Origin of the sequence: Pallidibacillus pasinlerensis (genome assembly GCF_009996845.1) — a bacterium.
GTDB lineage: Bacteria > Bacillota > Bacilli > Bacillales > Caldibacillaceae > Pallidibacillus > Pallidibacillus pasinlerensis.
On record NZ_JAACYS010000042.1, the window covers coordinates 1 to 26,399 of the forward strand.

24 protein-coding genes and 1 pseudogene are annotated in these 26,399 nt (G+C 36.4%); 9 read left to right on the forward strand and 16 right to left on the reverse strand.

What is annotated here, in order from left to right; translation table 11 throughout:
* Nucleotides 1-130 precede the first annotated feature (130 nt).
* Nucleotides 131-2,494, reverse strand: a complete 2,364-nt coding sequence (gene secA2, locus GW534_RS09720) for an accessory Sec system translocase SecA2 (RefSeq protein ID WP_161920820.1) — start codon at nt 2,492-2,494, stop codon at nt 131-133.
* A gap of 385 nt (nt 2,495-2,879) precedes the next feature.
* On the opposite strand from secA2, the gene wecB reads away from it, so the two are divergent.
* From wecB to GW534_RS16795, 3 genes are all read left to right on the forward strand, one after another.
* Nucleotides 2,880-4,025 carry a non-hydrolyzing UDP-N-acetylglucosamine 2-epimerase gene (wecB, locus tag GW534_RS09725; protein WP_161920839.1) on the forward strand — a complete coding sequence of 382 codons (1,146 nt, stop codon included), beginning with the start codon at nt 2,880-2,882 and terminating at the stop codon, nt 4,023-4,025.
* 398 nt (nt 4,026-4,423) lie between these two features.
* Complete coding sequence (locus tag GW534_RS09730) at nt 4,424-5,086, forward strand: LCP family protein (RefSeq protein WP_312854653.1); 663 nt, start codon at nt 4,424-4,426, stop codon at nt 5,084-5,086.
* A complete protein-coding gene (locus GW534_RS16795; RefSeq protein ID WP_312854654.1) occupies nt 5,073-5,294 on the forward strand; it encodes a hypothetical protein in 222 nt (73 codons plus the stop codon). The genes GW534_RS09730 and GW534_RS16795 overlap by 14 nt, the downstream gene beginning before the upstream one ends.
* Nucleotides 5,295-6,014: 720 nt before the next feature.
* On the opposite strand, the pseudogene GW534_RS16430 reads toward GW534_RS16795, so the two are convergent.
* The 4 genes and pseudogenes from GW534_RS16430 to GW534_RS09745 form a co-directional block, all read right to left on the reverse strand.
* Nucleotides 6,015-6,089: pseudogene (locus tag GW534_RS16430) on the reverse strand (helix-turn-helix domain-containing protein); the annotation flags it as partial.
* 176 nt (nt 6,090-6,265) lie between these two features.
* Nucleotides 6,266-7,132 carry an LCP family protein gene (locus tag GW534_RS09735; RefSeq protein ID WP_246204062.1) on the reverse strand — a complete coding sequence of 289 codons (867 nt, stop codon included), beginning with the start codon at nt 7,130-7,132 and terminating at the stop codon, nt 6,266-6,268.
* A gap of 418 nt (nt 7,133-7,550) precedes the next feature.
* Nucleotides 7,551-8,540, reverse strand: coding sequence for a UDP-glucose 4-epimerase GalE (gene galE / locus GW534_RS09740; protein ID WP_161920822.1), 990 nt, complete (start codon nt 8,538-8,540; stop codon nt 7,551-7,553).
* Nucleotides 8,541-8,952: 412 nt separating this feature from the next.
* Complete coding sequence (locus GW534_RS09745; RefSeq protein WP_161920823.1) at nt 8,953-9,918, reverse strand: methyl-accepting chemotaxis protein; 966 nt, start codon at nt 9,916-9,918, stop codon at nt 8,953-8,955.
* 83 nt (nt 9,919-10,001) lie between these two features.
* On the opposite strand from GW534_RS09745, the gene GW534_RS09750 reads away from it, so the two are divergent.
* Complete coding sequence (locus GW534_RS09750) at nt 10,002-11,009, forward strand: GNAT family N-acetyltransferase (protein ID WP_161920824.1); 1,008 nt, start codon at nt 10,002-10,004, stop codon at nt 11,007-11,009.
* A 567-nt stretch (nt 11,010-11,576) separates the two neighbouring features.
* On the opposite strand, the gene GW534_RS09755 is transcribed toward GW534_RS09750, so the two are convergent.
* The 3 genes from GW534_RS09755 to GW534_RS09765 form a co-directional block, all read right to left on the reverse strand.
* A complete protein-coding gene (locus GW534_RS09755) occupies nt 11,577-11,897 on the reverse strand; it encodes a hypothetical protein (RefSeq protein WP_161920825.1) in 321 nt (106 codons plus the stop codon).
* Between the two features lie 213 nt (nt 11,898-12,110).
* A complete protein-coding gene (locus tag GW534_RS09760; protein ID WP_161920826.1) occupies nt 12,111-12,575 on the reverse strand; it encodes a competence protein ComK in 465 nt (154 codons plus the stop codon).
* A gap of 297 nt (nt 12,576-12,872) precedes the next feature.
* Entirely contained in the window at nt 12,873-13,439 is a 567-nt protein-coding gene (locus GW534_RS09765; protein ID WP_246204064.1) for a YitT family protein, read from the reverse strand.
* 792 nt (nt 13,440-14,231) lie between these two features.
* Here GW534_RS09765 and GW534_RS09770 point away from each other — a divergent pair.
* Entirely contained in the window at nt 14,232-14,369 is a 138-nt protein-coding gene (locus GW534_RS09770; RefSeq protein WP_161920827.1) for a hypothetical protein, read from the forward strand.
* Nucleotides 14,370-14,684: 315 nt separating this feature from the next.
* Complete coding sequence (locus GW534_RS09775) at nt 14,685-15,542, forward strand: transposase (protein ID WP_161920828.1); 858 nt, start codon at nt 14,685-14,687, stop codon at nt 15,540-15,542.
* On the opposite strand, the gene GW534_RS09780 is transcribed toward GW534_RS09775, so the two are convergent.
* Complete coding sequence (locus tag GW534_RS09780) at nt 15,502-16,635, reverse strand: glycerophosphodiester phosphodiesterase (RefSeq protein WP_161920829.1); 1,134 nt, start codon at nt 16,633-16,635, stop codon at nt 15,502-15,504. The two genes, GW534_RS09775 and GW534_RS09780, sit on opposite strands and share 41 nt — an antisense overlap.
* A 33-nt stretch (nt 16,636-16,668) precedes the next feature.
* Between GW534_RS09780 and GW534_RS09785 the strand changes: the two genes are divergently transcribed.
* On the forward strand, nt 16,669-16,830 hold the full coding sequence (locus GW534_RS09785) for a hypothetical protein (protein ID WP_161920830.1): 162 nt from the start codon (nt 16,669-16,671) through the stop codon (nt 16,828-16,830).
* Between the two features lie 440 nt (nt 16,831-17,270).
* Here GW534_RS09785 and GW534_RS09790 read toward each other — a convergent pair whose 3' ends face one another.
* The 5 genes from GW534_RS09790 to GW534_RS09810 form a co-directional block, all read right to left on the reverse strand.
* A complete protein-coding gene (locus GW534_RS09790; RefSeq protein WP_161920831.1) occupies nt 17,271-18,611 on the reverse strand; it encodes an ABC transporter substrate-binding protein in 1,341 nt (446 codons plus the stop codon).
* A 44-nt stretch (nt 18,612-18,655) separates the two neighbouring features.
* Nucleotides 18,656-19,471, reverse strand: a complete 816-nt coding sequence (locus GW534_RS09795; RefSeq protein ID WP_161920832.1) for a carbohydrate ABC transporter permease — start codon at nt 19,469-19,471, stop codon at nt 18,656-18,658.
* Nucleotides 19,468-20,406, reverse strand: coding sequence for a carbohydrate ABC transporter permease (locus GW534_RS09800; protein WP_161920841.1), 939 nt, complete (start codon nt 20,404-20,406; stop codon nt 19,468-19,470). The genes GW534_RS09795 and GW534_RS09800 overlap by 4 nt, the downstream gene beginning before the upstream one ends.
* Nucleotides 20,407-20,408: 2 nt before the next feature.
* On the reverse strand, nt 20,409-21,530 hold the full coding sequence (locus GW534_RS09805; RefSeq protein WP_161920833.1) for an ABC transporter ATP-binding protein: 1,122 nt from the start codon (nt 21,528-21,530) through the stop codon (nt 20,409-20,411).
* 386 nt (nt 21,531-21,916) lie between these two features.
* On the reverse strand, nt 21,917-22,831 hold the full coding sequence (locus GW534_RS09810) for a glycerophosphodiester phosphodiesterase (RefSeq protein WP_246204066.1): 915 nt from the start codon (nt 22,829-22,831) through the stop codon (nt 21,917-21,919).
* A gap of 435 nt (nt 22,832-23,266) precedes the next feature.
* Between GW534_RS09810 and GW534_RS09815 the strand changes: the two genes are divergently transcribed.
* On the forward strand, nt 23,267-24,049 hold the full coding sequence (locus GW534_RS09815; RefSeq protein WP_161920835.1) for a glucose 1-dehydrogenase: 783 nt from the start codon (nt 23,267-23,269) through the stop codon (nt 24,047-24,049).
* 70 nt (nt 24,050-24,119) lie between these two features.
* Here GW534_RS09815 and GW534_RS09820 read toward each other — a convergent pair whose 3' ends face one another.
* On the reverse strand, nt 24,120-24,557 hold the full coding sequence (locus GW534_RS09820; protein WP_161920836.1) for a glycerophosphodiester phosphodiesterase: 438 nt from the start codon (nt 24,555-24,557) through the stop codon (nt 24,120-24,122).
* A gap of 13 nt (nt 24,558-24,570) precedes the next feature.
* Between GW534_RS09820 and GW534_RS16800 the strand changes: the two genes are divergently transcribed.
* Nucleotides 24,571-25,755 (forward strand): NupC/NupG family nucleoside CNT transporter, encoded by a 1,185-nt coding sequence (locus tag GW534_RS16800; RefSeq protein WP_312854655.1) that lies wholly within the window; start codon nt 24,571-24,573, stop codon nt 25,753-25,755.
* 268 nt (nt 25,756-26,023) lie between these two features.
* Here GW534_RS16800 and GW534_RS09830 read toward each other — a convergent pair whose 3' ends face one another.
* Nucleotides 26,024-26,245, reverse strand: a complete 222-nt coding sequence (locus GW534_RS09830) for a hypothetical protein (RefSeq protein WP_161920838.1) — start codon at nt 26,243-26,245, stop codon at nt 26,024-26,026.
* Between the last annotated feature and the right edge of the window lie 154 nt (nt 26,246-26,399).

Below are 26,399 nucleotides of genomic sequence, written 5' to 3' on the forward strand. Positions count from 1 at the left end.
TATTAAGAAGTCCTGGTAATAGAGATGGGGCAGGGAATTGAATTGATGGATTCTCCCACTTATAAAATTGGGAAGGCAATCGTTCTTCAATTGCACTTCCCTATTTTACAGTTGGATTATTTGACCTCTGTTATTTTTCTTCTCCAGTTACGCTTGGGAGATACGTAGCAAACTGGTTAGCAATAGTTCTTTGGATTTTGTTATAAGTCTCTTGGAAAATATCAAAACCCTCTTTTTCGTATATCCGCATCGGGTCTTCTTGTTGATATTGTCTGTAACCAATACCTTCCCTTAACCGTGTCATGGCTTCTAAATGATCTGTCCAGAAACGATCAATGGTCGCAAGCATCATATTTCTTAAGTATTGTTCCACGTCAGGGTTGTCGCTAACTTGACGAACTTTGTCAATATATTGTTCCACAAAAGGAGCGATAAATTCTTCGATTTCTTTTGACGTTTCGATCTTTTCAGGAAGTGTAAGTTCCGTATTTGCCAACATTTTTTGTAATAATTGTTCTAGGCGATTTCGTTTTTCTGAGTCCAATTCTTCTTCATATTCTGGAATAAAGGATTCTGTTTCACATTTTATGGCGTCTTTAAGAATATCGATGAACATTTCTGTTAATTGTTCTGACTCGAGGATGCGGTCACGTAATTTATAAATAACATATCGTTGGCTGTTAATGACATCATCTAATTTTAAATTGTACTCGCGAATTTGGTACATGAGTCCTTCGACAATTTTCTGTGTGCTATCGACAAATTCGTCAATCTGATTATAAACGACACGACCATCTTCTTCGACTTGCATTTTCTTTTGGATTTTTTCTAATTTTTCATGTGCATACCGAACGAACATGTCATCTTCTAGTGAGATGAAAAACTGGGATGAACCAGGATCTCCTTGGCGACCAGCACGGCCTTTTAACTGATTGTCAACGCGACGGCTTTCATGGCGTTCTGTACCGATTACATGAAGTCCTCCTAGTTCAGCTACTCCTTCACCGAGAAGAATATCAGTACCGCGACCAGCCATGTTCGTTGAAATGGTAACCATTCCTTTCTGACCTGCTTTTGCGATTAATGCCGCCTCATTCTCGACATTTTTCGCATTAAGTAGCTGATAAGGAATGCCTGCTTTTTCAAAAAGCTCGGCTAGTTTTTCAGATTGTAAAATGGAAGTTGTTCCAACAAGAACGGGTTGTCCTTTTTTATGCCGTTCTAAAACTTCTCTCGTTACGGCTTCGTATTTTTTATCAATGGTTTGGTAAACAACGTCTGGCATGTCAATTCTGATTTTTGGTTTATTCGTCGGAATTGTAATAACTTCCATATTATAGACCTTCAGAAATTCTTTTTCCTCTGTTTTTGCAGTACCAGTCATCCCTGATAAAATCGGGTACATACGGAAATAGTTTTGAATTGTTACCGAAGCGTATGTTTTGTTTTCATCCGTTAGTTCAAGATTTTCTTTTGCTTCAATTGCCTGATGAAGACCATCGCTAAGAGAGCGACCTTCCATTACCCGCCCAGTGAATTGGTCAATCAGTTCAATTTTTCCATCTTTAATAATGTAATCAACGTCTTTTTCAAATAAAACTTCAGCGCGGACAGCTTGAATGACATAATGATAGAGCGGCTGATGTTCAAGGTCGAATAAGTTATCTATGCTAAAAATGTCTTCAACTTTATCGATCCCGTCTGGCAATAAAGAAACCGTTTTTGTTTCACTGTCAAATTGGTAATCTTCATCTCGTTTTAATCGTTTCGCTACTTTACTTGCGATTTTACGAAGTTCTTTATTCCCTGAAGACTTTCCTGCAATAATAAGTGGCGTTTTCGCTTCATCAATTAATACGGAGTCGATTTCGTCGATCAACGCATAATGATAAGGCCGTTGAACTTTAGCGTCTTTATTCATAACCATATTGTCACGAAGATAATCGAAGCCAAACTCAGTACCGATTCCGTACGTTATATCTGCTTGGTAAGCTGCTTTTTTCTCATGCGGTGGCATTTGTGGTAAGTTCAAGCCTACTGTAAGACCGAGAAATTCATGAATTTGTCCGATTAGTTCACGGTCACGCTTCGCTAAGTAGTCGTTTACAGTAATAACGTGAACACCTTTTCCTTCTAAAGCTCGTAAATAACTTGGAGCAGAAGCGACGAGGGTTTTACCTTCACCCGTTGCCATTTCGGCAATATTTCCTTCAGCTAAAGCAAGTCCACCGATTAATTGCACATCATAATGACGCATGCCAAGGACCCGTTTCGATGCCTCACGAACAACAGCAAATGCTTCAACACGGATATCTTCCACAGTTTTACCGTTTTGTAACGCTTGTTTAAATTCCTCTGTTTTCGCCCGTAATTCATCGTCCGATAATTTTTCCATTTCAGGTTCTAATGCATTTATTTTATTCACTAATTTACGATATTTTTTAACGTTTCTTGTATTCGAATCGAAAATATTTTTCTTTAATAATTTCATCATTTGTGAATTGATTCTCCTTACATGAATTGATCATGTGAAAATAAGTAAAAAATACATCTATACATTCTATTATCATACCAAAATCCTTACAACTTGACTATCTTAGATATTAAATGGTAGGAATTGGGACAGGTGTGGGACAGGGGGGTGTGGGACAGGGGGACGGGTTCGTTGTCCCAGTTTGACAAGTGTGCAAGGGGACGTACCTAGTGTCCCACTCTGACAATTATATTTGTTTAGAGTATTAGCTCTTTCGCCCTATTTCATTCCTAACTACCTTTGACTTAAAACACTCTAATTGGTATAGTAGAATTGGATTTTTTGTATTTAAAACCCTTTCAAAGAATAGTAATTTTCCTAATAAAATATTTGAGGTGCATAATATATTATGGGCAAAATCAAAGTAATGACGGTATTTGGGACGAGACCAGAAGCAATTAAAATGGCCCCGCTCGTATTAGAACTGAAAAAGTATCCAGATAAAATTGAATCGATTGTAACAGTCACTGCACAACATCGTCAAATGCTTGATCAAGTACTTAAAGTTTTTGATATCATACCTGATTACGACTTAAATATTATGAAAGATCGCCAAACGCTAGTAGATGTTACTGTGGCTGCTTTAAAAGGGCTGGACGGTGTCATGAAAGAAGTAAAACCTGACATTGTTTTAGTTCATGGTGATACTTTGACGACTTTTGTTGCGAGTCTTGCTGCTTTTTACAATCAAATTAAAGTGGGACATGTGGAAGCCGGACTGCGGACATGGAATAAGTATTCACCATTCCCTGAAGAAATGAACCGACAACTAACAGGAATTATTTCTGACTTACACTTCGCACCAACAGATCAATCAAAACAAAACTTATTAAACGAAAATAAGAATAAAGATACGATTTTCGTGACTGGGAATACGGCTATTGATGCATTGAAAACAACGGTTACAGAATCGTACACAAATCCGATACTTGAAAAAATCGGTAATGACAAAATGATTCTCGTCACTGCCCACCGCAGAGAAAACTTAGGTGAACCAATGCGTCATATTTTCCGTGCCATAAAACGAATTGTAAACGAACATGATAATTTACAAGTCGTTTACCCGGTTCACTTGAATCCAGCTGTTCGTGAAGTTGCCGATGAAGTTTTAGGTAACGACCCTCGGATTCATTTAATTAAACCGCTTGAAGTTATTGACTTTCATAACTTCTTAGCAAGGGCACATATTATTTTAACAGATTCCGGCGGTATTCAAGAAGAAGCACCTTCATTAGGTGTTCCTGTTCTTGTATTGCGTGATACAACGGAGCGTCCTGAAGGAATTAAAGCAGGAACATTGAAACTTGTGGGTACAGACGAAGAAATGATTTACAACATGACGAATACGCTATTGACGGACCAAGCGGAATACGATCAAATGGCAAAATCATCAAACCCATACGGTGATGGTAGGGCATCGGAACGAATTGTTCAAGCAATTCTTTATTCCTTTGGTAAAATTTCAAATCTTCCTGAGCAATTAAAATTGTAGGTGACTGATAAATATTTTTATAATAAATTTGGTAGTGGTTGCGAAAAGTCACTACCATTTTTATGGAATACATATTTTTTATAATTTTGAATTTTTGTCAAAAAATGTCGAGTTTTAATAGTTTGTGCAGCTTGAATAGGGCTAGTAGAGCTTAATTTGTGTTATCTTGTTAATTTTTACTAAGGATGATGGTGATGGGACAACAGTTAAAATCTAGGTCAACGAAACATAAAAAGAAAAAACATAGATTGAAGAAAATGATCGGTTAGGTTCTCCTTTTATTTGTTTTAGGGATTGCCGGTTATGTTTACAGCATTTATGGACATGCCAAATAGACGGTCAATGAAAAAATAAACACAAATATTGAATCGATTGATACAGAAGTAGCACAGGAGAAGTTGGAAAAGAAAGAATTGATCAATATTTTGCTGCTTGGAGTCGATGAACGGGATAATGACGGCGGGCGATCTGATTCGATTATGATCGCATCATTAAACCCGGAAGATGAGCAAACGACCGTTGTTAGTATCCCACGGGACACGTTAGCCGAAATTGCCGGTAAAGGATTTGAAACGAAAATTAATCATGCTTATGCATATGGCGGTGCCGATATGTCTGTTGCTACAGTGGAAAAGTTCCTCGATTTAGATCTCGATTATTATGTGGAGATAAATATGGAAGGGCTGGCTGACTTAATTGACGCCATTGGCGGTATCACGGTTAACAACGAAATCGAATGGATCGATGAAGGTTACTACAAGAAAGGATATCGCTGGGAAAAGGGTGAAATTGAGTTAGACGGGGAGAAAGCACTCGGCTACGTACGAATGCGTCACCTTGACCCGAATAGCGACTTTGGCCGGGCTGAACGGCAACGGAAAGTCATCAATGCGATCATCGATAAAGGGAAAAATATGGCAACTGTCCTGAAATTGAACAGTGTGATCGACGTTTTAGGCGACAATTTGCAAACGAACATGACTTTTGATGATATGAAAAAATTATTATTAGATTACAATCATTTAGCAAAAAAATTTCCAAGGTTATATGTTACAAGGTGAAGATGTGTATATAGATGGGGTTTATTACTATCAAGTTCCTGATGAAGAACTAAGAAATGTTCATAACGCCTTATCAGGTGAAGGCGAATTTGGACAAGAATTGGGACAAGGATTAGAGCAGGAAACCTCGGGAGAGCGGGAGGCATTTAACCAAGGCAAAGATCCCCGCTTCCGATTGAATAGTGGGACAGGGGGACAGGTCCAGTGACCCACAATTTTATGAGTAATATTTGGGGACATATTCAGTTGGCAAGTTTCATGTGAATATAAGACAGGTCTCTTTTCAATTATTGGAAATTGAAAAGAGAGACCTGTCTTTTTTTTGTGATACAAGCGGTTTGTCGGACTGGCATCGACGATGCAGTCTAGTAGCTGTGTGAGAACCGCATATAGAATATAAAATTAGTCTTTTTTATGAAAAAATTGCTTATCTGAGGTTTTCGCACGAAAAATATGATTATCGCACGAAAAAAGAGGAAATCGCACGTAATTTGCAATTTTCGCACGAAAAATCTGCAAATTCGCACACAATTACCGAATTTGCACATAATTAAGGTGGATTTATATAAAAAAGTATATGAAATTGGTCATATAAATTGAAAAAGTCGCTCTAAGGACTATGAATTTTGCTCCTAGCCTATTAAAAAAGAAATTTTACAAACGCAATCGCTCATTGAGTGTTGTAACTCGCTCCTAGACTAGATCTAAACGCTCGTAGAAAACCGATTCGCTCATAGAATTGAAAAGTCGCTCATTAAATCGGACTACTCGCTCCTAAAAATGACCAAATCGCTCGAAAAATCCCGAAACTCGCTCATAGAACAAACGAAAATGATAAAAAACGTCACATTTTTCAAGCCTAGCAATCACAATCTCTTAAATTCAACGAAAATATTAGAAATATGAGACGGAAGGTACAAAATTAAAACGCATCTGTTGATTCTCTGGCAAAATACATGGCAATTTGTCTAGGAAAGGCGATTGGTTTCGTCCTTTTCTTCAATACGTATACGTTAGTGTTGTAGCTACTAATTGAGTGTTCATAATCACCTAGTACATGCGGGCTTCGGTTGAAAGGAATTTTTTATAAAAAATAACCCAAGAATGCGTATATCACTGCATTCCTGGGTTTTGCATATAAAACAATGTAGTATTAGGATCTATTTTTTACCAAAAAAATCATCGGACATTTACTTTATTTCGAGCTCCACTGTATTCAAGGTGATCTTGTAAAATCTGCCTTGTTTCATCCAGAGCTTCTTCATCCAGTTTGTAATAATAAGTTTTTCCAGGCCAATAATCGTCCCCATCTAATGTTAATGATTCAATGTTTAAACCACTTCCATTTAGGGCGTAAGAGATAAAGCTGAAAATTTCATTTGAGCGTAAATTTGTTTTCATATTATCGCCAATGGAATCAATAATTTCTCCGGCATTTAACACGGCGTTAAGTGACTTCGCTTTTTCAAAAACGGCTTTAATCACTTCTTGCTGACGTTTACCCCGTTCGATATCATTATCGTATTTTCTTGTTCGAGCAAAGGCAAGCGCTTCTTCACCGTTCAAAACTTGTTTTCCCGGGCGCAAGTGGATTGCATTATACTCGTCTTTCGAATTTTGCTCAAAGATTTCAAAAGGTACATCGATTGTAATCCCGCCTAACGCATCGACGATTCCGATAAACGCTTCAAAGTTTAACGTTACGTAATAATCAACGGGAACTTCTAATAGATGTTCGACCGTTTCGATTGTCGCGTTTAAACCGCCTTTAGACGAATACGCGTGGTTGATTTTTGTTTCTTTATCTAAATAGGGGATGTATACAAGCGAATCCCTTGGAATACTCAATAGTTTAATACTATTTTCACTTTTATTCAGCGTTGCATAAATTAACGCATCCGATCGTGGATTTCCTAAGCTTTCCCTTGTCTCACTCGTATCTGCCCCGATGATTAATAATGAAAAATTATCCTTCGATGGATCGACAGTGGTTTCGCGTAAAGCGGATTTTTCCCGGCCATCATCTTCGTAGGAGTCAGCTAACATGGATGTGGTTTTTATGTATAAGTAAACTCCGTATGTAAAAACAGCAAGGAAAATTATGAGTAAAGATAAGAGTCCAATTTTTATTCTACGCCGTAAGCGTCTTTTTTTGCGTTGTTTTTTTGAATTTCTACGTGACATAGCCATTTTATTTGTAAAAATCTCCTTTTTGTTCTCTCGAATTCATTATAGCTTATGCTCAATTGAATTGAACAGACCTATCTGGATTGTAACAAAAAAATCTGTATCAATAAAGAAAATAATCAATTTTATAAAAGGATAAAAGTTTGTTTTTAATAAGGGTGCAACGCGGGTGAAAATTTGTTTAGGAGAGGGCAACTGAGGGGAATTAGGGACAAAAAAAGACAAGTGGAGAAAACCGTTTTCTTACCACTTGCCGCTTTTATCGTATGACACCTTACTAACCGTTATAACCATTTGGATGGTTTACATGCCAATTCCAAGCATCGGTTATAATCCGTTCAATGTTTGTACGTGAAGGTTTCCAACCAAGTATATTTTTTGCTTTCTCTGAAGATGCAATTAGAACACTTGGATCTCCAGCACGTCTTTCTCCAATTTTTGCAGGGATTTCTTTTTCAGTAACTTTCCTTGCCATATCGATAATTTCTTTTACAGAAAAACCTTGATTGCTTCCAAGGTTAAACACATCACTTTTTCCGCCATCAAGTAAATATTGTAGCGCTAAAATATGGGCATCAATTAAATCTTCAACATGAATATAATCACGAATACAAGTTCCATCTTTTGTTGGATAATCTTCACCGAAAACAGTAACATACTCGCGTTTTCCTAATGCAGTTTGTAAAACAACAGGGATTAAGTGAGTCTCTGGGTCATGGTCCTCACCAATTTCTCCTGTTGAGCGAGCTCCTGCTACATTAAAATAGCGTAGTGCCACATAACTTAAACCATGGGCTTGTTCACACCATTTCATCATCTTTTCCATTGCAAGTTTTGTTTCGCCATATGTATTTGTTGGCGCAGTTACCATTTCTTCCGTAATTGGAACTGCTTCCGGTTCACCGTATGTTGCTGCCGTTGAAGAAAAGACAATATGTTTTACATTTGCAGCAATCATAGCTTCGAGTAACACTTGTGTGCCATAAACATTGTTATCATAATATTTTAGTGGGTTTTCCATTGATTCGCCAACAAGGGAATTGGCTGCAAAGTGAATAACCCCTTTAATTTCTTCTTTTTGAAATACTTCGTTTAAAAATTCACGATTGCGAATATCTCCTTCATAAAAAGTCGCTTGTGGATGAATCGCTTCCCGATGACCTGTTTGTAAATTATCAACAACTACAACTTCATAACCTTGGTCAATTAATTGATAAACGGCATGGGAACCGATATATCCAGCTCCACCTAATACTAATATTTTCATGATATCAGCCTTTCTTTTTCTATTAATTGCTTTTTCATTATACTATACTTAAGTATAGCATGATTACTGTTTCAATTAGTTGTAGAACTTAAGTAAATACATTTTCTTTATTATTGTGATAAATTATTTTTTTAGTTTATTGATTTTGAGTTCGAATTGTTGAATTGGATTTATAATAAAAAATAGAGGAGGAGCTATTCGGTATAATTTGCTCCATCCTCTAATTTTTCACAAAATATATTATCAAGTTTAAACCACTATAACTTAAACTTCCTTACCGCCTCAAGTAATTCATCACCTAATCGGGCTAGTTCTTCTGCGCTTGCTGCTATTTCTTGCATTGAGCTGCTTACTTGTTGGCTAGAGGCAGCGGTTTGTTCAATTCCTGCAGCTGATTCTTCTGATACCGCGGCTATTTCTTGGATGTACTATTCATTTCATTGCCTCTTGCAACAATCTCTTTGAAGGTTTGTGAAACTTGTAAAATGTTTTTTGATTGTTGTACAACGGAATTATGGATTTGGTGGAAAGCTTCTTCTGTACTCTGGATTTTTTCTGGTCCTTGAGCGACTTCTTCGTAACCAAGTTTCAATGTGCTAGTTACATCGTTTGTTTCAGTTTGAATATTTTCGACGATGTTGGAAATGTCCGCAACAGAACCTGCAACTTGTTCAGCTAATTTACGAACTTCTTCAGCTACAACAAAGAATCCTTTCCCATGTTCGCCAGCACGTGCAGCTTCAATTGCTGCGTTTAATGCAAGTAGATTCGTTTGATCCGCAATTTCTTGAATAACAACAACTAATTTTGAAATTTCTTCGGATTGTTTTGCTAACTTTTTAATTTTAACAACAGAATTTTTAACAACTTCATTTATCTTATTCATTTGTTTTGCTGATTCATCCATTAACTGGCTACCATTTACGGTAATAGAAAGTACGTTCCTTGATGAATGATAAATTTCCTCGGTACGCATATTCGCTTCTTGTAGGCGGTTTGTAAAACCTTCCACTTCTTTAGAAAATTCACCTGCGTTATTTGCTTGTGTTTCAGCACCTGTAGCGAGTTCATCCATTGTTTGTGTGATTTGTTCAGTACCAGCACTTACTTCATTTGAAGTTTGTGTTAACTTTTTACTATGGTCGGCCATTCGTTCTGAAGAACTTGTAATCCGTACGATCATATTTTTCAACATGTTCTGCATTGTTGTCATCGCATTTGCCAGTTGACCAATTTCATCCTTCGTCGTCACTTCAATCGGTTTTGATAAATCTCCTTGGCTAATTGCTAGAGCCTGGGCGTTTAATGCGTTAATAGGTTTAATGATAGAGCGAATGATAAAGAACACAATAATTACACCGATTATAAAAGCAACCATAGTTAGTGTTATAGAAAACGCTTAACAAGAACGTGTGTTCGTGGTATATTTATTTTATGAATTGATTAGAAAGGAGTGTAAAAATGAGTTTAACAGAAGAACTTATCCAATTTTATTCACCGTATTTTAAAAGTAAGGAAGAATTAAAAAAAGCATTGTCTTATGGAACATCATCAATAGATAGAGAGAAAAATATAAAGTTTATCAAAACGGCTGTTAAGAACCATTCCAAGTGCTTACTTCAAATCATTCATGAAATAACAGGTATTATTATTACGCCAAAATATGAGATTCATTTCGCAATTTTACCTTCAGGAGATGTTGCGTATTACACAGTAAATAAAAAATCGAAAAGAAAAGGCAACTTTCAAAGAATTATGGGTATCAAGACTTTACATAACCATTTAATAAAACTCGGAGTCTTAGACGAAAGTATTGGATTTGATATAGTTTTATGTGATTTGCTTTTCGGTGAGGAGCAGTTTGACAAGCTTTTCAATAAACTACAATCTGAAGGAAATCCAAATAATGACGAGGACGATTGGTATTCTATTTCACTGAACACTTCAATGTTGGTTGATGTTGAATTTTCCGTGATAGTTGGGAACGGGGAGATTATTCGTACTACGGAAGGTGAAGTAAATGAGATAGGAAGCATTAGATTTAAAATATATAATTCAAACTTAGTGAGTAAATATCAATTATGGGAAGCGGCAGATGCTTCATCAGGTGATGAGGAGTGGTTGATGGCTCAATTTCTTAAATTATTTGAAGAAGAATTAGAAGCTTGTTCTCCAAAATTCCTTACGCTAAACAAACTATCGATAAAGTCTGAATATCGAAATAAAGGATACGGTACAGAAGCAATTAAAGAACTGATTCGTTTATCCCATATTTTAGATATAGATTATATCGTTTTGCATCCTGCACCAATTGAAAATATTGATTTTAACGATGAATCTAAAATGAAACGTATAGAAGAAATTGACCGTTTAATCGCATTTTATTCTAAATTAGATTTTGATACTTATAGATTTGAAGATAATGATCCTATAATGGTTTTTGATATGAATAGTTTATCAAATGGCTAACCAGGTGTTTTAGTATCAACTTGAAGCAAGCTAAAACTTGTTCAAGGTGATAATTTAATAAAGTATATTTTCATAAATTGGTTGTGGGTGATAGGTTACGAAGTCCCGAAAAACTATATAGTTCATTTAATCGTTTTCCTTTGCCTTGTAAAGTGTATATCTGCATATCTTTTCTAAATAAGTTTGGAAGAGGGGACTGTTGTTGTAAAAAAATTAAAAAATTGAGTAAAATTTATTGACTATACGATATATTCAAACTAAATCATAGTTAAAAAGACCTTAATTAGTACAGAGGTCTTGAAAGGCTATAAAGATTTACATAATTTAATTTAGCGTTTTAATGATATTAAAGGGATGGAGTGATGAAAAAGTTAAAGTGGTGGCTACAAATGAGTATTTGATGGTTATATTTTGAGGTTAATTTCAAGAGTATTCAGATTTGTTGGGATGCAACTGCTTCTTTTTCTGTTTCAACAAGGAAGATTCCGTGTTTGAAAGTGAAAACGTTGATTTTGTGTTGGGAATGTTTTTGTACGAAAAAGTTAGGATAGGAACTATTAAAGTTTCCTATCCCATCTGCCTTTTTATATTACCAATTTCCCGCTCGTTCCGGGCTGTTTTTTCCCAAATAAAATCTTGATCTCGCTCAAGGGATTCAAAGCGCTCCAAAATTTCCTTGTGACGTTCCTCAGAAATTGTTTCTAACTTCTCTAGTCTATTCTGTATACTTTCCTGCTGCTGTTTTACTTCCTTTATCTCACACTTCATCTCTGCAATATCGCTTTTCATTTCTTTAAATTTGCTTTTCATTGCTTGTTGTTCAGTTTGTATAGAACCCACCATTGAAATTAATTGAGATAGCATATTTTCGATACGATTTTCATTCATAATCATCACATCTCCTATCTTCATTATAATCAATTGATGGTAAGAATTAAATGAGTTCAAATAACCAATACTTGGTATGTTTTTTAAACGGTAATAACAAATGGTGTAGTATGTAATTTTATACAAAAGGTGAACTTCTTTTAAGAAGGACAAGGACCTGCTCTAGCACCAAAAATTTTAACCACTTAAATCTCTTAAATAAAAACATGAATATTATGGATGCCTCAGTAACGCGATACGTTGTAGATAGGTAGCCTGGATACAACGATCATGAACAAGTTGAAACTTCATCCCAACTTGAATCGTTCGACCGTTTACCATTTGAATGATCGTTGTTGTTTTTTCTTCACAAGGTCTAACATCATAAATATACTTATTAACAATCCATACTCTACCAAGCTGATCAATCGTTGGAAAGTTCAGTAATACAATCTCGGTAGATGCAGAAAAGACAACTGGAATATGATTTCTTCTGTTTAAAATTGCCCGTGCACCACGAATCGCTCCTTCATAATCGGAACCGATATGTTCAAATGATTTCTGTACAATCTTAAGTGGTGATTTTTTTACTTGAAATTCTTGTTCCTTCTCAATCACCATTGAATATTCAAAACCGTTATTATCAAAATTTGAATAAAAGCTATATGTTTGATTATTTATAAAATAGTTATTGAACATAAATCAATTCCTCCTTAAAAAATTTTTTAGAAGAAATTTGGTACGCAGGGACAGGTCCCGTGTTCCAGTCTCAAGAAGTTCAATTTTGAACATGATGCAATGATACTTCTGACTTGATGACCAGATGCGTATCATGGTCAAAACTACCTTATAAATAATTTTTATTACAAAAAATTTTAAAATAATTCTAATGTTTTATAAAATTCTACATGAAGTGACAAAGTCCTTCTTTTTCCGTAAGAATTTTAGTAAAAAAGTCCCTAATTTTGTCGGATTTTTGACAAATAATTTTTACGGTTAAAACCGCTCATAACAGATCGAAGCCAGTGACCCGGCAACTAAAATCGTAATAGTAGAGAATAAAACACTTTCCAAACCTAATACTTGGTATCCTGATAAAACGATTAACCCGTCTATTATGACAAACAAGATACCGATGTTAATTGGCGTGATTTTTGAAATAAAATAGGCGAGTAAATCTGTTCCCGCCGTACTTGTCTCATAACGAAGCATAAGACCAACTGCAATTCCACAAATGGCTCCACCTAAAATAGCACTTAAACCAATCGGGAGAATGAATTGATAAGGAGAAAGTATGTCGATAAATATGGCGGTGAGAATCATGCCGTAAAAACTCCCATGAAATTGTTTACGATCCTTTTTCCAGGCGTAAATAATGAGAGGAAGGCTTAATAAAGCGGAACAAAGCCCGGCAGGAAATTGGAAATAATATTGTATAAGAAGGGCAATGCCGATAAATCCACCATCCAGTAAATAATGTGGTACTAAAAATCCGTTAACACCAACCCCGAGCAAAAAACTTCCAACAATCATCGCAGCAATTCTTGATAAAATTTCAGACAAGTCAAACCCTCCCTAACGAAGACAAGCTCTCCTTCCATACGTATGAAACAACTTGTGGGAATATGCTGGAACGGGTGGTACATGGGGACGGGTTCAGTGTTTCATTTTCAGTGGTGATACATGGGTGGTGCTACAGGGGGACAGGTTCGGTGTTGCATTTGTGGTGATAAAGGCGAGTTGGTGCAACAAGCAGCCAAATCCTGTTTATCACTTGAAATATGGTATATTGTTTCACCTTGTTTTTACCTAGCATTTTTATCTATCTAGTAATTTCTTTTAAAAATGGAGCGAGAGAACCATGTACCTCTTTTTTCGCTGTAATAGAATATTAAATAGATAGTTTATTAAATGTTACATTCGTATAATATTCATCTGATATATATAAAGAAAGTCAAATATATTAAGGATGGTATTATGAGAAAAATTAGATGGTGGATAGATTGTAAGTTTTTTAATAAACATAAATATAATATTTACACGAAGCGATGTTTTATCTGTGATAGATTACAGGAAGATGAAGCTAAATATGAACAGCAGAGTCAAAATTCAGATAAACATGAGGGAGAAGAAAAGCTCCATTCGTAAATATATTGATAAGGGGGTCCCTGGAATTTTGAGGGACTTATTTTTATGAATTAAATGTCTAAATCTACTAATATAAAATATAGGTTATAAGTGGAACGAGGGACCCGTCCCTGTGTACCACATTGGTTTGAATTGACAGATTTTAATGAATTGTGTATATTTTTTATTAGGTGGATTTTGGAATTTTTTACTAAAGGGGTTTGAATGTTGATGGATCAGGAAAAATTGACTAAGTTAAAAGAACTACTCATGAGTACATATGAAAAAGTTTATACTAATAATGAGGTTACAGTTAATGAGATTTTAGATGAATTAAAAGCTCAGTTAAAAAAATTAATTGTGTAGGAACAGAGTTGTATAGTTGAGTTCCCTAATATTTGACCATCAATTTTCAAAATGGTAGAGAAACATTACTTTTATTATCCTAGTATTATCATTTCTTGAACTCCCTTTTCCTTTTTTCTTCCCTTTCTCCCTTTTACTTTATAGAGATTTTATTAAGTGAGTATATTTTTCCTCAATAAAAAATGGTGTTAATTTCCCTGATTAGAAATTCATATTGTTTTTATTGTCAGTGCCTTGTTGGAATGAGATTAATTTGTTTTTTTTTATAAAAATGAAACGACGGACCTGTCCCCGTGTACCAAAGGAGGTATTGTTGTGCCTAGGAAAGCTAGGGAGCGGAGCCGGAGTGGCATTTACCATATTATGTTACGAGGGGTTAATAAGCAGATGATATTTGAGGATACTGAAGATCGGTGGAGATTTTTACGGACGGTAAAACGTTATAAGGAAGTAAGTGGTTATTTTTTGTATGGTTATGCTTTGATGGATAATCATGTACATTTGTTAATAAAAGAAGGGAGAGAAGGAATTTCAGCAGCCGTCAAGCGGATTTGTTCAAGTTATGTGTATTGGTATAACGAAAAGTACAATCGGTACGGGAATTTGTTTCAAGGAAGGTTTAGAAGTGAAACAGTGGAAAGTAGTGGGTATTTTTTAAAAGTGCTACGGTATATTCATCAAAATCCGATGAAGGCTGGACTAGCTAAAGATGTGTTTGGATCGAAATGGACGAGCATGAATGAGTATTTGGACCAGGTGAACATAGTAGGTGATGTTGTATACGGTAATATTGCTTATGCTGGTTCGGTTCACTTTGAAAAGATGTCTACTACCAACTTAGTTGATGTTGATTTTGCGCTACGATTGTTTGGGCTGAATCGAAATGAGGCTATTATTCGTTTTGTGGAATATATGGAACAGCCAAATGATGATGAGTGCTTGGAAGATACGGTGAAAATGAGATTAAAAGATCAAGATGTGCGGGAGCAATTACGCCGATTAGGGATTGAAAGTGTTAGTGTTTTACAGCAACTGGAAAAAACGGAGCGGGATTCTATATTGGTGGAGATGAAAAAAATCCCGGGTGTATCAATACGACAATTGTCAAGAGTGACAGGAATATCGACCAGTGTTATCCACCGGGCGGGGAAACGGAAAATCGATCAGAATTGAACAGGATGCAACAGGGGGACGGGTCCGGTGTACCAGAAGTTGGAAGTGAAACAGAGGGACGGGTCCAGTGTACCAAAAGGTGAAACACTGAACCCGTCCCTGTGTACCTAAACCCGTCCCTATGTATCAAAATGAAATTAACCCCCACTAAATTTAACTGTGGAGGTTTTTTTGTTATTTGGGCAGCGCTAAATGTTTGAAAAAGTGTTTCATCGAACTTTCCTTCCTGATTTAACATTATATAAACATCTGGATTAGATACATCAATAAAGTTTGTAAAAATTCCAGTCACTCCCCATTTTTCCAATTGTTCAATTGCAAATGGGTCATCAACGGTATAAGGATGGATTTGCAAACCGATATCAAGTGCATTTTTAATATATTCTTCATTGATGGATTTGTAAGAGGGGCCAACCGCAACAGCGTATTTACTAATTTTTTTAAAGGTGTTCTTTGTGGATTTTTTTACCTCATAAGGGGATTGGAGTTTTGTTAAGGGTAAAGAAGGTTCCATTGCATAGAGGATTCGTAAACTTCTTTCATTAAAGGAAGAAATAATGACTTTTCCGTCAGAAACATCATCTAAAAAGCCGTATTCCTCAAGTAACAAAATTAGCGTATCTTCCATATTATTGTATTGTTGAGGGTTTTTCATTTCAATGTAATAGTTCATATCATGACCAAATTCTTCAAAAATTTCCCGTAAAGTCGGGATTGTTAAGCCTTCGTATTCAAGTTTGGCAAAGCTAGGGAATTGCTCATTGAACCATGAACCTGCATCCAATTGTTTCAACTCTTCCAGCGTGTGTAAAAAAACTTTCCCTTTCCCATTTGTTGTGCGATCCAGTGAATCATCATGCAAAGCAACTAAATGACCATCCTTTGTCATCTGTAGATCAATTTCAATATAATCAGCACCTAATTCGTATGCGAGTCTGTAAGAAGCCATCGTATTTTCAGGAGCATAACCACTAGCTCCGCGGTGTGCGAAAATTAATAAATGATCCGTTGTGGGGAGGGTTGCTTTTGTCGTCGAACTGCTGCATCCGGCCAATAAACAAAAAGTAACAAGAACAAAAAGAAAAAATCTCATCACTCACCCCCTTGGTACGGAGGGACAGGTCCGGTGTTTCGTTCCGATCCAGAATATTTTGCGGTTCTTAGGCGGAACGGTGGTGCTGGTCCGGTGTCCCAATCCGATTCTAAAATGATTTCGAACCTTTGTTTATATATTTTATTAGTTTTACGGCCAAAATGTTCGTTGGACAAGAAATATTATTTATTATGAGGTTTGTTGAACGCAAAAAGATAGGGGCAGTAAGGTGTTGTCCCCGAAAGTTAGACTTCTTACTTTGGGCGTGCGGCACCTAGTACTGTCCCTATGTTTCATTTGTTTTAGCGAGATGAGAGTTAAACTCTAGATTAAGCTGAACGATGGGGCCTGCCTCCGTGTTTTATTATCTAGTAGGAATCAGAGCTGTTAGGGAATAGATAAAAGTGAAACGATGGACCCGTCCCCGTGTATCATTCCCGTGTATCATTCCCGTGTATCATTCCCCGTGTATCATTCGAAAAAAGTGAAACGATGGACCCGTCCCCGTGTATCATTCCCTGTGTATCATTCATCCCCACAAAAAAAGGGAACAGTGAACCTGTCCCCTTGTTGCATTTCGAACTGTTAGCTAGAAGTGATACAAGGGACCTGTCCCCCTGTATCACCCTATAATATTATTCACCACGGGCTCTGTTTGCAGTTTCGATTGCTTCATTAAATTGTTTTACTGCTGTTTCGTATGCTTCGTCAACGTCACCGCCGTTGTAGATTGTTTCTAAAGCAGTTTCCATGATTTTACGTCCTTCTGGAAGCATGTCCATTAATGCACCTTGAGTTGCATAAGATGATTTTGTTGATTGTAATTGTTCAACTGTTACTTTTAATTGTGGCATTTCTTCCCAAGCTTCTTTTACAATATCTGTTTCATAAGCTTCTGGGTTAATTGCGAAGTATCCTGTCCCAACATGCCATTTACCTTGAACTTCAGGCGTTTGTAAGTATTTCATGAATTCCCAAGCAGCTTTTGTTTCTTCTTCAGGTTTACCATCGATCATCCATAAAGAAGCACCACCAATTACAACACCTTGACGCTCTTTATCTCCTGGATGTGGTAAGAATGCAATACCTACTTCAAAGTCAGCACTATCAATTACGTCACGGGCACTTGCAGAAGATTGTAAGAACATGGCAACGTCACCAGCTAAGAAACCAGCAATCATGTTATCGCCATTTGTACCGTAGTTCGCGAATGTACCATCATCAACCATACGTTTTACCCAGTTAAGGATAGATTTACCTTCTTCTTCCGTCCAACCGATTTCTGTCGGTGTACCTGTACGACCGTTATCATTGTTTAATAGTAATGCACCTTGGTTAGCTAGTAATTGTTCCCATAACCAACCGTAAGCTTGTAAAGCGAAACCTTTCATGCCATCATTTGCTTCACCGATTTTTTTCGAAACTTCTTCAATTTCTTCAAAAGTTGCCGGTGGGTTTTCATGGTCTAAACCAGCAGCTGCAAATGCGTCTTTATTATAGTACATAACTGGAGTTGAAGAGTTAAACGGCATTGAATAGAATTTTCCATCTAAAGAATAGTAGTTTACAATGTTTTCTTCTAAACCACTCATATCATAACCATCTTCATCAATTAAATCTTGGATTGGTTTAATATTTCCACTGTTAATCATAGACATTGTTCCAATTTCAAAAGTTTGAATCATAGTAGGAGCACTGTCCGTTCCAGCAACGGCATTAAATTTTGTTAAAGATTCATCATAAGTACCTTGATATTCAGCAACAACTTCGATTTTATCTTGAGAAGCGTTAAAATCTTCAACAATACTATTTAATGCGTCTTGTCCAGCACCACCCATGGAATGCCAGAATGTAACAATTTGTTTACCATCTTCTGTTTGACCGCCAGATCCAGAAGAAGAATCACTACTTCCGCCACCACAGGCAGCTAATAGTAGAACAGCAATTAGTGTCAACATAAATGAAAGTTTTTTCATTTCCTTTTCTCCTTTTTTTAAAAAAATTATGTTTATGAAGAGAGTTATTTAATTGCCCCTTCAGTTAAACCTTTTTGTAATCTCTTTTGACCTAGGAAAAGTAGAATTAATGTTGGGATGATTACCGTTACGGCACCTGCCATAATCATTCCCCAATCGTTCAATTGTTCTTGAGTTTGTAACTGTTTTAACCCAATTTGAACAGTTCGAACAGAATCATTCGTCGTTGCCAATAGTGGCCATAAGTACATATTCCATGAGGTTAAAAATCCATAAGCACCTAATGTAATTAAGCTTGATTTTGCCACTGGTAAAACGACTGTTAAAAAGAATTTAAAATCACCAATTCCCTCTATTAAACTAGCTTCCCGTAATTCTTTTGGAATTTGTTTGAAATTTTGCCTTAATAAAAAGGTACCGAAAGCCGTTGCGAAAAAGGGAACGGTTAACCCTGGATAAGTATCAATCCAGTTCAAATCTCTTATAATATGGAAGTTTGGTATCACTGATGCTTCAAATGGAACCATCATTGTTCCGATAAAAATAAAGAATAGTAAATCTCTACCTTTAAACTCCATAAATACAAAGGCATAGGCAGCTAGACTTGCTAAAATCAGTTGGCCTAGCATAATCACAGTAGACACGATAAAACTATTCAGTAAAAATTTCATCAGTGGAAATTTTTCAAAGGCCGCAATATAGTTATCAAATGTTAATGCTGTCGGCAAACTTCCAGATAAAATATCTTGATTCGTCATAAAACTCATCACGATGGCCATCAACATTGGACCAGCGAGAAGGAGTGCAGAGATGATTAGTAAGATATAAAATGTGATTTTTTTACCAAGACTAAGTGTCATTGATAATGAACCCTCCTTTCGCCTACTTTAAATTGGATGGCAGTCATGATTAAGATAATAATGAATAACACAACTGCTTGGGCACTGGCGGATCCAAATTGATAGTTTACAAAGGCTTCACGATAGATGGAATACACGATTAAATTCGTTTCGTTTGCCGGTCCACCTTGCGTTAAAATATCAATCTGTCCAAAGGTTTGGAATGAATTAATAATCGATACTGTTATAACGAAAAATAATGTCGGTGACAGCAACGGTATAGTAATTCTTCTAAGTTTGTAAAAATAGCTTGAACCTTCGATATCCGCACTTTCGTATAGAGAAGAATCAATCGATTGTAATCCACCAAGCAAAATTAAAAAGGTAAAACCGACATTCATCCAAATGGTTGTGACGGCTACAGAAATGAGTGCCCATTTCGGGTCTGTTAACCAACCAATCGGGTCAAGCTCGAACATTTGTAAGAATTCATTTAACAGTCCCATCGTTGGGTTAAATAAGTAGAGCCAGAATACAGAAGCGGCTGCTACAGATACACCCATTGTGGATGAGAAAATCGTTCGGAAAAAGCCAATCCCTTTTAATTTTTCGTTCGCAATTACGGCCAGAAATAAACTAATGATGACCGTAACTGGTACAGTATATATAACGAACAGGAATGTGTTTTTTATACTTTTTAAAAAGATTGGGTCTGTGAACATATTCACGTAGTGTTCCCAACCTACGAATACAGTTGTTGCCCCTTTGGCATCTGTTAAAAAGAAACTTAAGTAAATGGTTCGAAACAATGGGTAGAAAACAAAGACACCAAATAAAATAATGGATGGCAGTAAAAATAGTAAACCTTTAAGTAAACTCTTTATACGGTTTTGCTTATGGACTTTTTCGACTTTTTTTAGATAAGATTCATTCGTCTCAATGATTGGGCTTGTCATACTCATACCGATACAACCTCTTGTCTTTTACCTTCTTGAGCAGATTGAATTAATTTACCAGATTCTGCGTCGAAGAATAATAAATATTCAGGTAGTATTTGGATTGGTATACGTTGGCTGTATTGGATATTCCATTGACCTGTCCATTTTGCTGTCCATAATTCTGAGCCTACTTCGAAGGCAATCATTGTTTCGTTACCTAGTTGTTCTACGTTAACCACTTCGACGTTGTGGATGTTTTCTTTTTTCGTCATTCCTGGGAAAAGATGTTCCGCACGAATGCCTATTTTTAATTTGCGATTTCGTGGAATGTTGGTAAATAATGCTGAGTCAACAGCAATTTTGATATTATTTTCTATAATTAGAAAACGTCCGTCCTCAGAAAAGGCTGCGTCTGCTAAGTTCATTTTTGGCGAACCGATAAAAGTCGCAACGAATAGATTTTCTGGTTCATTATAAAGTGTGATTGGTTTACCGACTTGTTGGATTTTTCCATCATTTAAAACCATAATCCGGTCACCCATCGTCATTGCTTCTACTTGGTCGTGGGTAACGTAAATCATTGTTAGTCCGAGACGTTTTTGTAGTCTACGAATTTCAACACGCATATTTGCTCGTAATTTCGCATCCAAGTTGGATAGCGGCTCATCCATTAAACAGAGTGGAGCGTGACTTACGACGGAGCGTCCTAAAGCAACCCGTTGTCTTTGTCCACCTGATAATTCTCTTGGTTTCCGTTTTAATAGATCGGTTAGTCCGAGCATTTCTGCTGCATCTTTTAATCTTTTTTGTTGTTCCTGTTTATCTACTTTTCTAGCTTTTAGGCCGAAAAGAATATTTTGTTCGACAGTTAAATGTGGATACAGGGCATAGTTTTGGAAAACCATTGATAAGTTTCGGTCTTTTGGTGGTAAGTGGTTTACCGTATGTCCACCTATTTTTAAAAAACCTCCTGTAATGTCTTCCAATCCTGCAATCATTCGGAGTAAAGTACTCTTCCCTGATCCAGAAGGTCCAACAAGGACGAAAAACTCGCCTTCTTCAATTGTTAAATTTATTCCGTCTAAGACGTCCTTTTGTTTATCGTATGATTTTGAAATATTAATCAGTTCAACCTGACTCATACCTAACCTCCTTTTCCAATTCCAGTTTTTATTAAAGCATAATTTTTTTGAGAGATGGCGTAATTGACAGAATCTTAACAATGATTTACAAACCGTTGACTATTTCAACCGTGAATTAAAAAAATTAACCTTTTCTTAACGGTGGGATAGGGCTGCGGTGGTACGGGGCGTGTTCGTTGTCCCAGTGCAGTGGGTGAATCAGGGGGACAGGTCCCTTGTTGCATTGAATTCGTGGATGTGAATCAAAGGAATGGTCCTTTGTTGCATTAAAATACAGGGACAGACCCGGTGTTGCAAAAGAATGCAACGCTGGACCTGTCCCCGTGTATCCAACGCTGGACCTGTCCCCGTGTATCAAAATCTCCGTGTATCAAAATCTCCGTGTATCAAAATCTTACTTTAGCCAGTTTTTCATATATATCGGTATAATTTGTAAAGACTCCTGCTACACCCCAATTTTCGAGTTGTTCAATTTCTTGAGGATCATCGACGGTAAATGGGTGAACATGCAAGCCCGCGTCAGTTGCTTTTTTTACATAATCTTCATCAATGGCTTTGTAATTTGGCCCGACAGCTACCGCATATTCACTAATTTTTTTGAAAGTTTTCTTTGTCGCCTTTTTTGCTTCCTTCTGCGTTTGTAATTGTACTAAAGATAAAGATGGCTCCATCTCATGAATCGTTCGCAAACTTTTTTCACTGAACGATTGAATTAATACTTTTCCAGGCTCGACCGTTTCGTCTAGTAAACCGAATTCATCAAGTAAAGATAATAAGGCACTTTCCATATTCGTATATTGGTCAGGATTTTTCGTTTCTATGTAATAATTTACGTCATGACCGAATTCTTCAAATATTTCTCGTAAAGTTGGAACCTTTAAATTTTCAAAATCGGGATTTGCATATTCTGGAAGTTCTTCGTTGAACCAAGACCCCGCATCTAACTTTTTTAACTCAGCAAGTGTAAAATTGGAAACCTTCCCCTCGCTGTTTGTTGTTCGGTCAACCGTGTCATCATGCATCGCAACTAAATGTCCGTCTTTTGTCATTTGTAAATCGATTTCGATATAGTCTGCTCCTAATTCCTTTGCTAGTTTATATGACACCAAAGTATGTTCTGGTGCATAGGCACTTGCGCCACGGTGAGCAATTATTAATAGATCTTCAGATTCTAGTAGACTTGTTTGATTAATATGGAGGTCGGAAACGGTATTAACAACATTTGTTGTATGACTAGTATTACATCCCGTTATAAATAGTGTAATGAATATAAATGAAAAAGCTAATAAAATTCTCCTCAAAGAAATCCACATCCTTCAGTTTTGAATTCAGCGTATCGGGTTCACATTAATCTAATGATCGAATCCTTGGCTTCACAGTTATTTAAGAATCTCATTAACTGTTCGCTATTATTCTACGAACTATATATTGTCGGCATATTTACTATTGATAAAGGGCGTGTGAATTTTTTGTAAATTCCCGTAGTCTATTAATTTTTATTTGTAAATTTTATGTAAAAGATGGTTAGGCAAGCTGATAGCGATAACGATTGTTAATGAAATCAAAAAAATCCTTTTGATAAAGATCAATATTTTAAAATAAAATAATTCTGTTTCGAGATTCTCTAATTGACATTAACTTACAAACGTTTTATAATGAAAGTGTTCACAAAGTTGTCAAAAACTAGAAACTCTTTTACAACATATGTGGAATAAAAACATGAGGGGGAAATAATTATGAGTCGTTATGAAAATAAAGTTGTTCTTATTACTGGTGGAGGTTCTGGATTAGGACAAGCTACCGCAGTGCGTATTGCGAAAGAAGGGGCAAAATTAGCATTAGTTGACCTGAATGAAAAAGGTCTGGAAGAAACAAAAGCGAAAGTTTTAGAAGTAGCACCTGAGGCTGAAGTACTTTTAGTTACTGCTAACGTTGCTAAAGAAGAAGAAGTTCAAAATTATGTGAATAAAACAGTTGAGAAGTTTGGTAGAATCGATGGATTCTTCAATAATGCAGGTATTGAAGGAAAACAAAACTTAACAGAGGACTTCGGTGTTGATGAGTTTGGTAAAGTAGTCAGCGTAAACTTAAATGGTGTATTTTACGGATTAAAACACGTATTAAAAGTAATGAAAGAACAAGGATCTGGTGCGATTGTTAACACAGCATCTGTTGGTGGTATTCGTGGTGTTGGTAATCAGTCTGGTTATGCAGCAAGTAAACATGGTGTTGTTGGATTAACACGCAACTCTGCTGTAGAGTATGGTGAATATGGTATTACGGTAAATGCGATTGCACCGGGTGCGATTATGACACCGATGGTTGAAGCATCATTACGTCAATTAGATCCAGTAAATCCTGAAGAAGCTGGGAAAGCATTTGTAAGTGTAAACCCAACAAAACGTTTTGGTAAGCCTGAAGAAGTTGCTAACGTTGTTGCGTTCTTATTATCAGGAGAAGCTTCATTTGTAAACGCTGCAGTTATTAACATCGATGGTGGACGATCTTATAAATATTAATTTTGCTATTTTAGTTAAAATTGATTCTTCTAATCTTAAAGCCTCTGGTCACTCGTTGACAAGAGGCTTATTACATGTGGTAGAGATTCATTGTCACAACAGGGGTAAAGGGGGATGGTTTGTAAAAAGGATATGTTGATTGGTGTTTAAACAAACTAAGGTTGGGGATTGCGGCACTTTCTATATTAACTACAATACATCTGTTTAAATACGTTGATAAAGTACTGTAATGAATATCCTGTACCAATGATTTTTTAACAGGAGAATAATAAAACAGAATTTCTTCACTTCCACGAGGTTCGTTTAAGTAGGTAAATAGAAAATGAAAACTTATATCTCGTTCAAATACATCAATAAAGTTTGTGAAAATCCCGGTTACACCCCATTTTTCAAGTTGTTGAATTACATATGGGTCGTCAACGGTATAAGGATGAACTTGTAAACCCGATTCAATGGCATCTTTTACATAATTTTCATCGAGCGTTTTATAGGAAGGACCTACAGCCACGGCGTATTTACTAATTTTCTTAAATGTCCGCTATAAACAGATGGGAATCATGATTGGAGTGCAACTTGTGATCTCATTCCTCGCCTTAAACACGACAGCCGGTATCACCATATTAGGTGCCATTTCCGATTTCTTTAACTGGTTGATGGACCAAGCAAAAGGCGGCGTTGGCTTCGTATTTGGCGGCATTGAATTGGAATCTGGCGGATTCGTATTCTTCTTCAATGTATTAATGCCAATTGTCTTTATTTCTGCACTAGTAGGTATTTTAAATTATATTAATGTGTTGCCATTTATTATTAAATGGACAGGCTGGTTAATTAATAAAATCACAGGAATGGGTCAATTAGAAAGTTATTTTGCCCCGTCAACCGCGATTTTAGGTCAACCTGAAGTATTTATTACGATTAAAGAACGTATTCCAAAATTACAACCGCAACAACTGTATACAATTTGTGCATCAGCCATGTCGGCGGTAAGTGCCGCTATGTTGGCATCATATATGGCAATGGTTCCGGGACAATACGTCGTTGTAGCTGTATTCTTAAATATTTTCTCAGCATTAATCATTTCTTGTGTCATTAACCCTTACGATCCGGAGCAATTTGAAAAAGAGGATGCCGGTGAAGAAGAGGAAATGGTGAGCAGTAAAGCTGTTGGGATTGTTGCAGTAGGTGCAACTCCGGGAGTTGAGAAAAAAGAAAAAGAACCATTTTTCCAAATGTTAGGTAATTACATACTCGACGGTTTTAAACTGGCAATTACTGTTGCTGCAATGTTAATCGGTTTCATGTCATTAGTGACATTATTAAATAGTTCATTTGATAATATGTTTGGTATTACGTTTACGGAAATTCTCGGTTGGGTGTTTGCTCCGATTGCATTCGTATTAGGTGTTCCTTGGGATGAAGTTGTCCAAGTCGGTAGTATCATGGCTACGAAACTGATTACGAATGAATTTGTGGCAATGGGTGAGTTGGCGGCAATTGCTGAAACACTTTCACCTAAAGCACATGCAATGATTTCTACTTATTTAATTAGCTTTGCGAACTTTGGAACACTAGGTATTGTTGCAGGGTCTATTAAAGCAATTAATGAAAAACAAGGTAAAATAGTTGCCAAGTATTCTATGAAGTTATTGATCGGTGCAACAATGGCATCCATGTTAACAGCAACGATTGTTGGTATGTTTTTCTAAATTTAGTTTGAGAGATTGATTTTTTGATATCCATATTCGAGTTGTATTGGATTTTTTTAAAAAAGTAATCTGGAAACGCTTAATTGTTTTTGTGTGCGTTTTAAATATAATTAATAGGAAGTTGTATTGTTCTCTTGCACCTACTTGTGAAATCGTTCACATGTAGGTGTTTTTTATGGATTTAAAAATGGGTGGTTATAGGAAGAGTGGTTTTGTTGGGGATATATAGGGTTTGACTGCGGATAAAATGAGTTTCACTACGGATATATTATGTTTGACTACGGATAAATCGGTTTTCACTAGGGAAAAACTGCGTTTCACTACGGATAAAATGGTTTTCACTACGGATATAATGCGTTTCACTACGGATATAATGCGTTTCACTACGGATATAATGCGCTTCACTACGGATAAAATGAGTTTTACTACGGATAAACTGCTCTTCACTACGGATATCACCAGACTTTACTACGGATATATTGCGTTTCACTACGGATATCTTGCACCTCACTCCGGATAACGCCCGGCATTACTCCGGATATAATCCGTCTCACTCCGGATAACCGCCCCTTAACTCATCATGGACCACCCCCTATAAACAAACCGATAAAAGAATTTTACCATTATAAAAATATTTCCAAGAT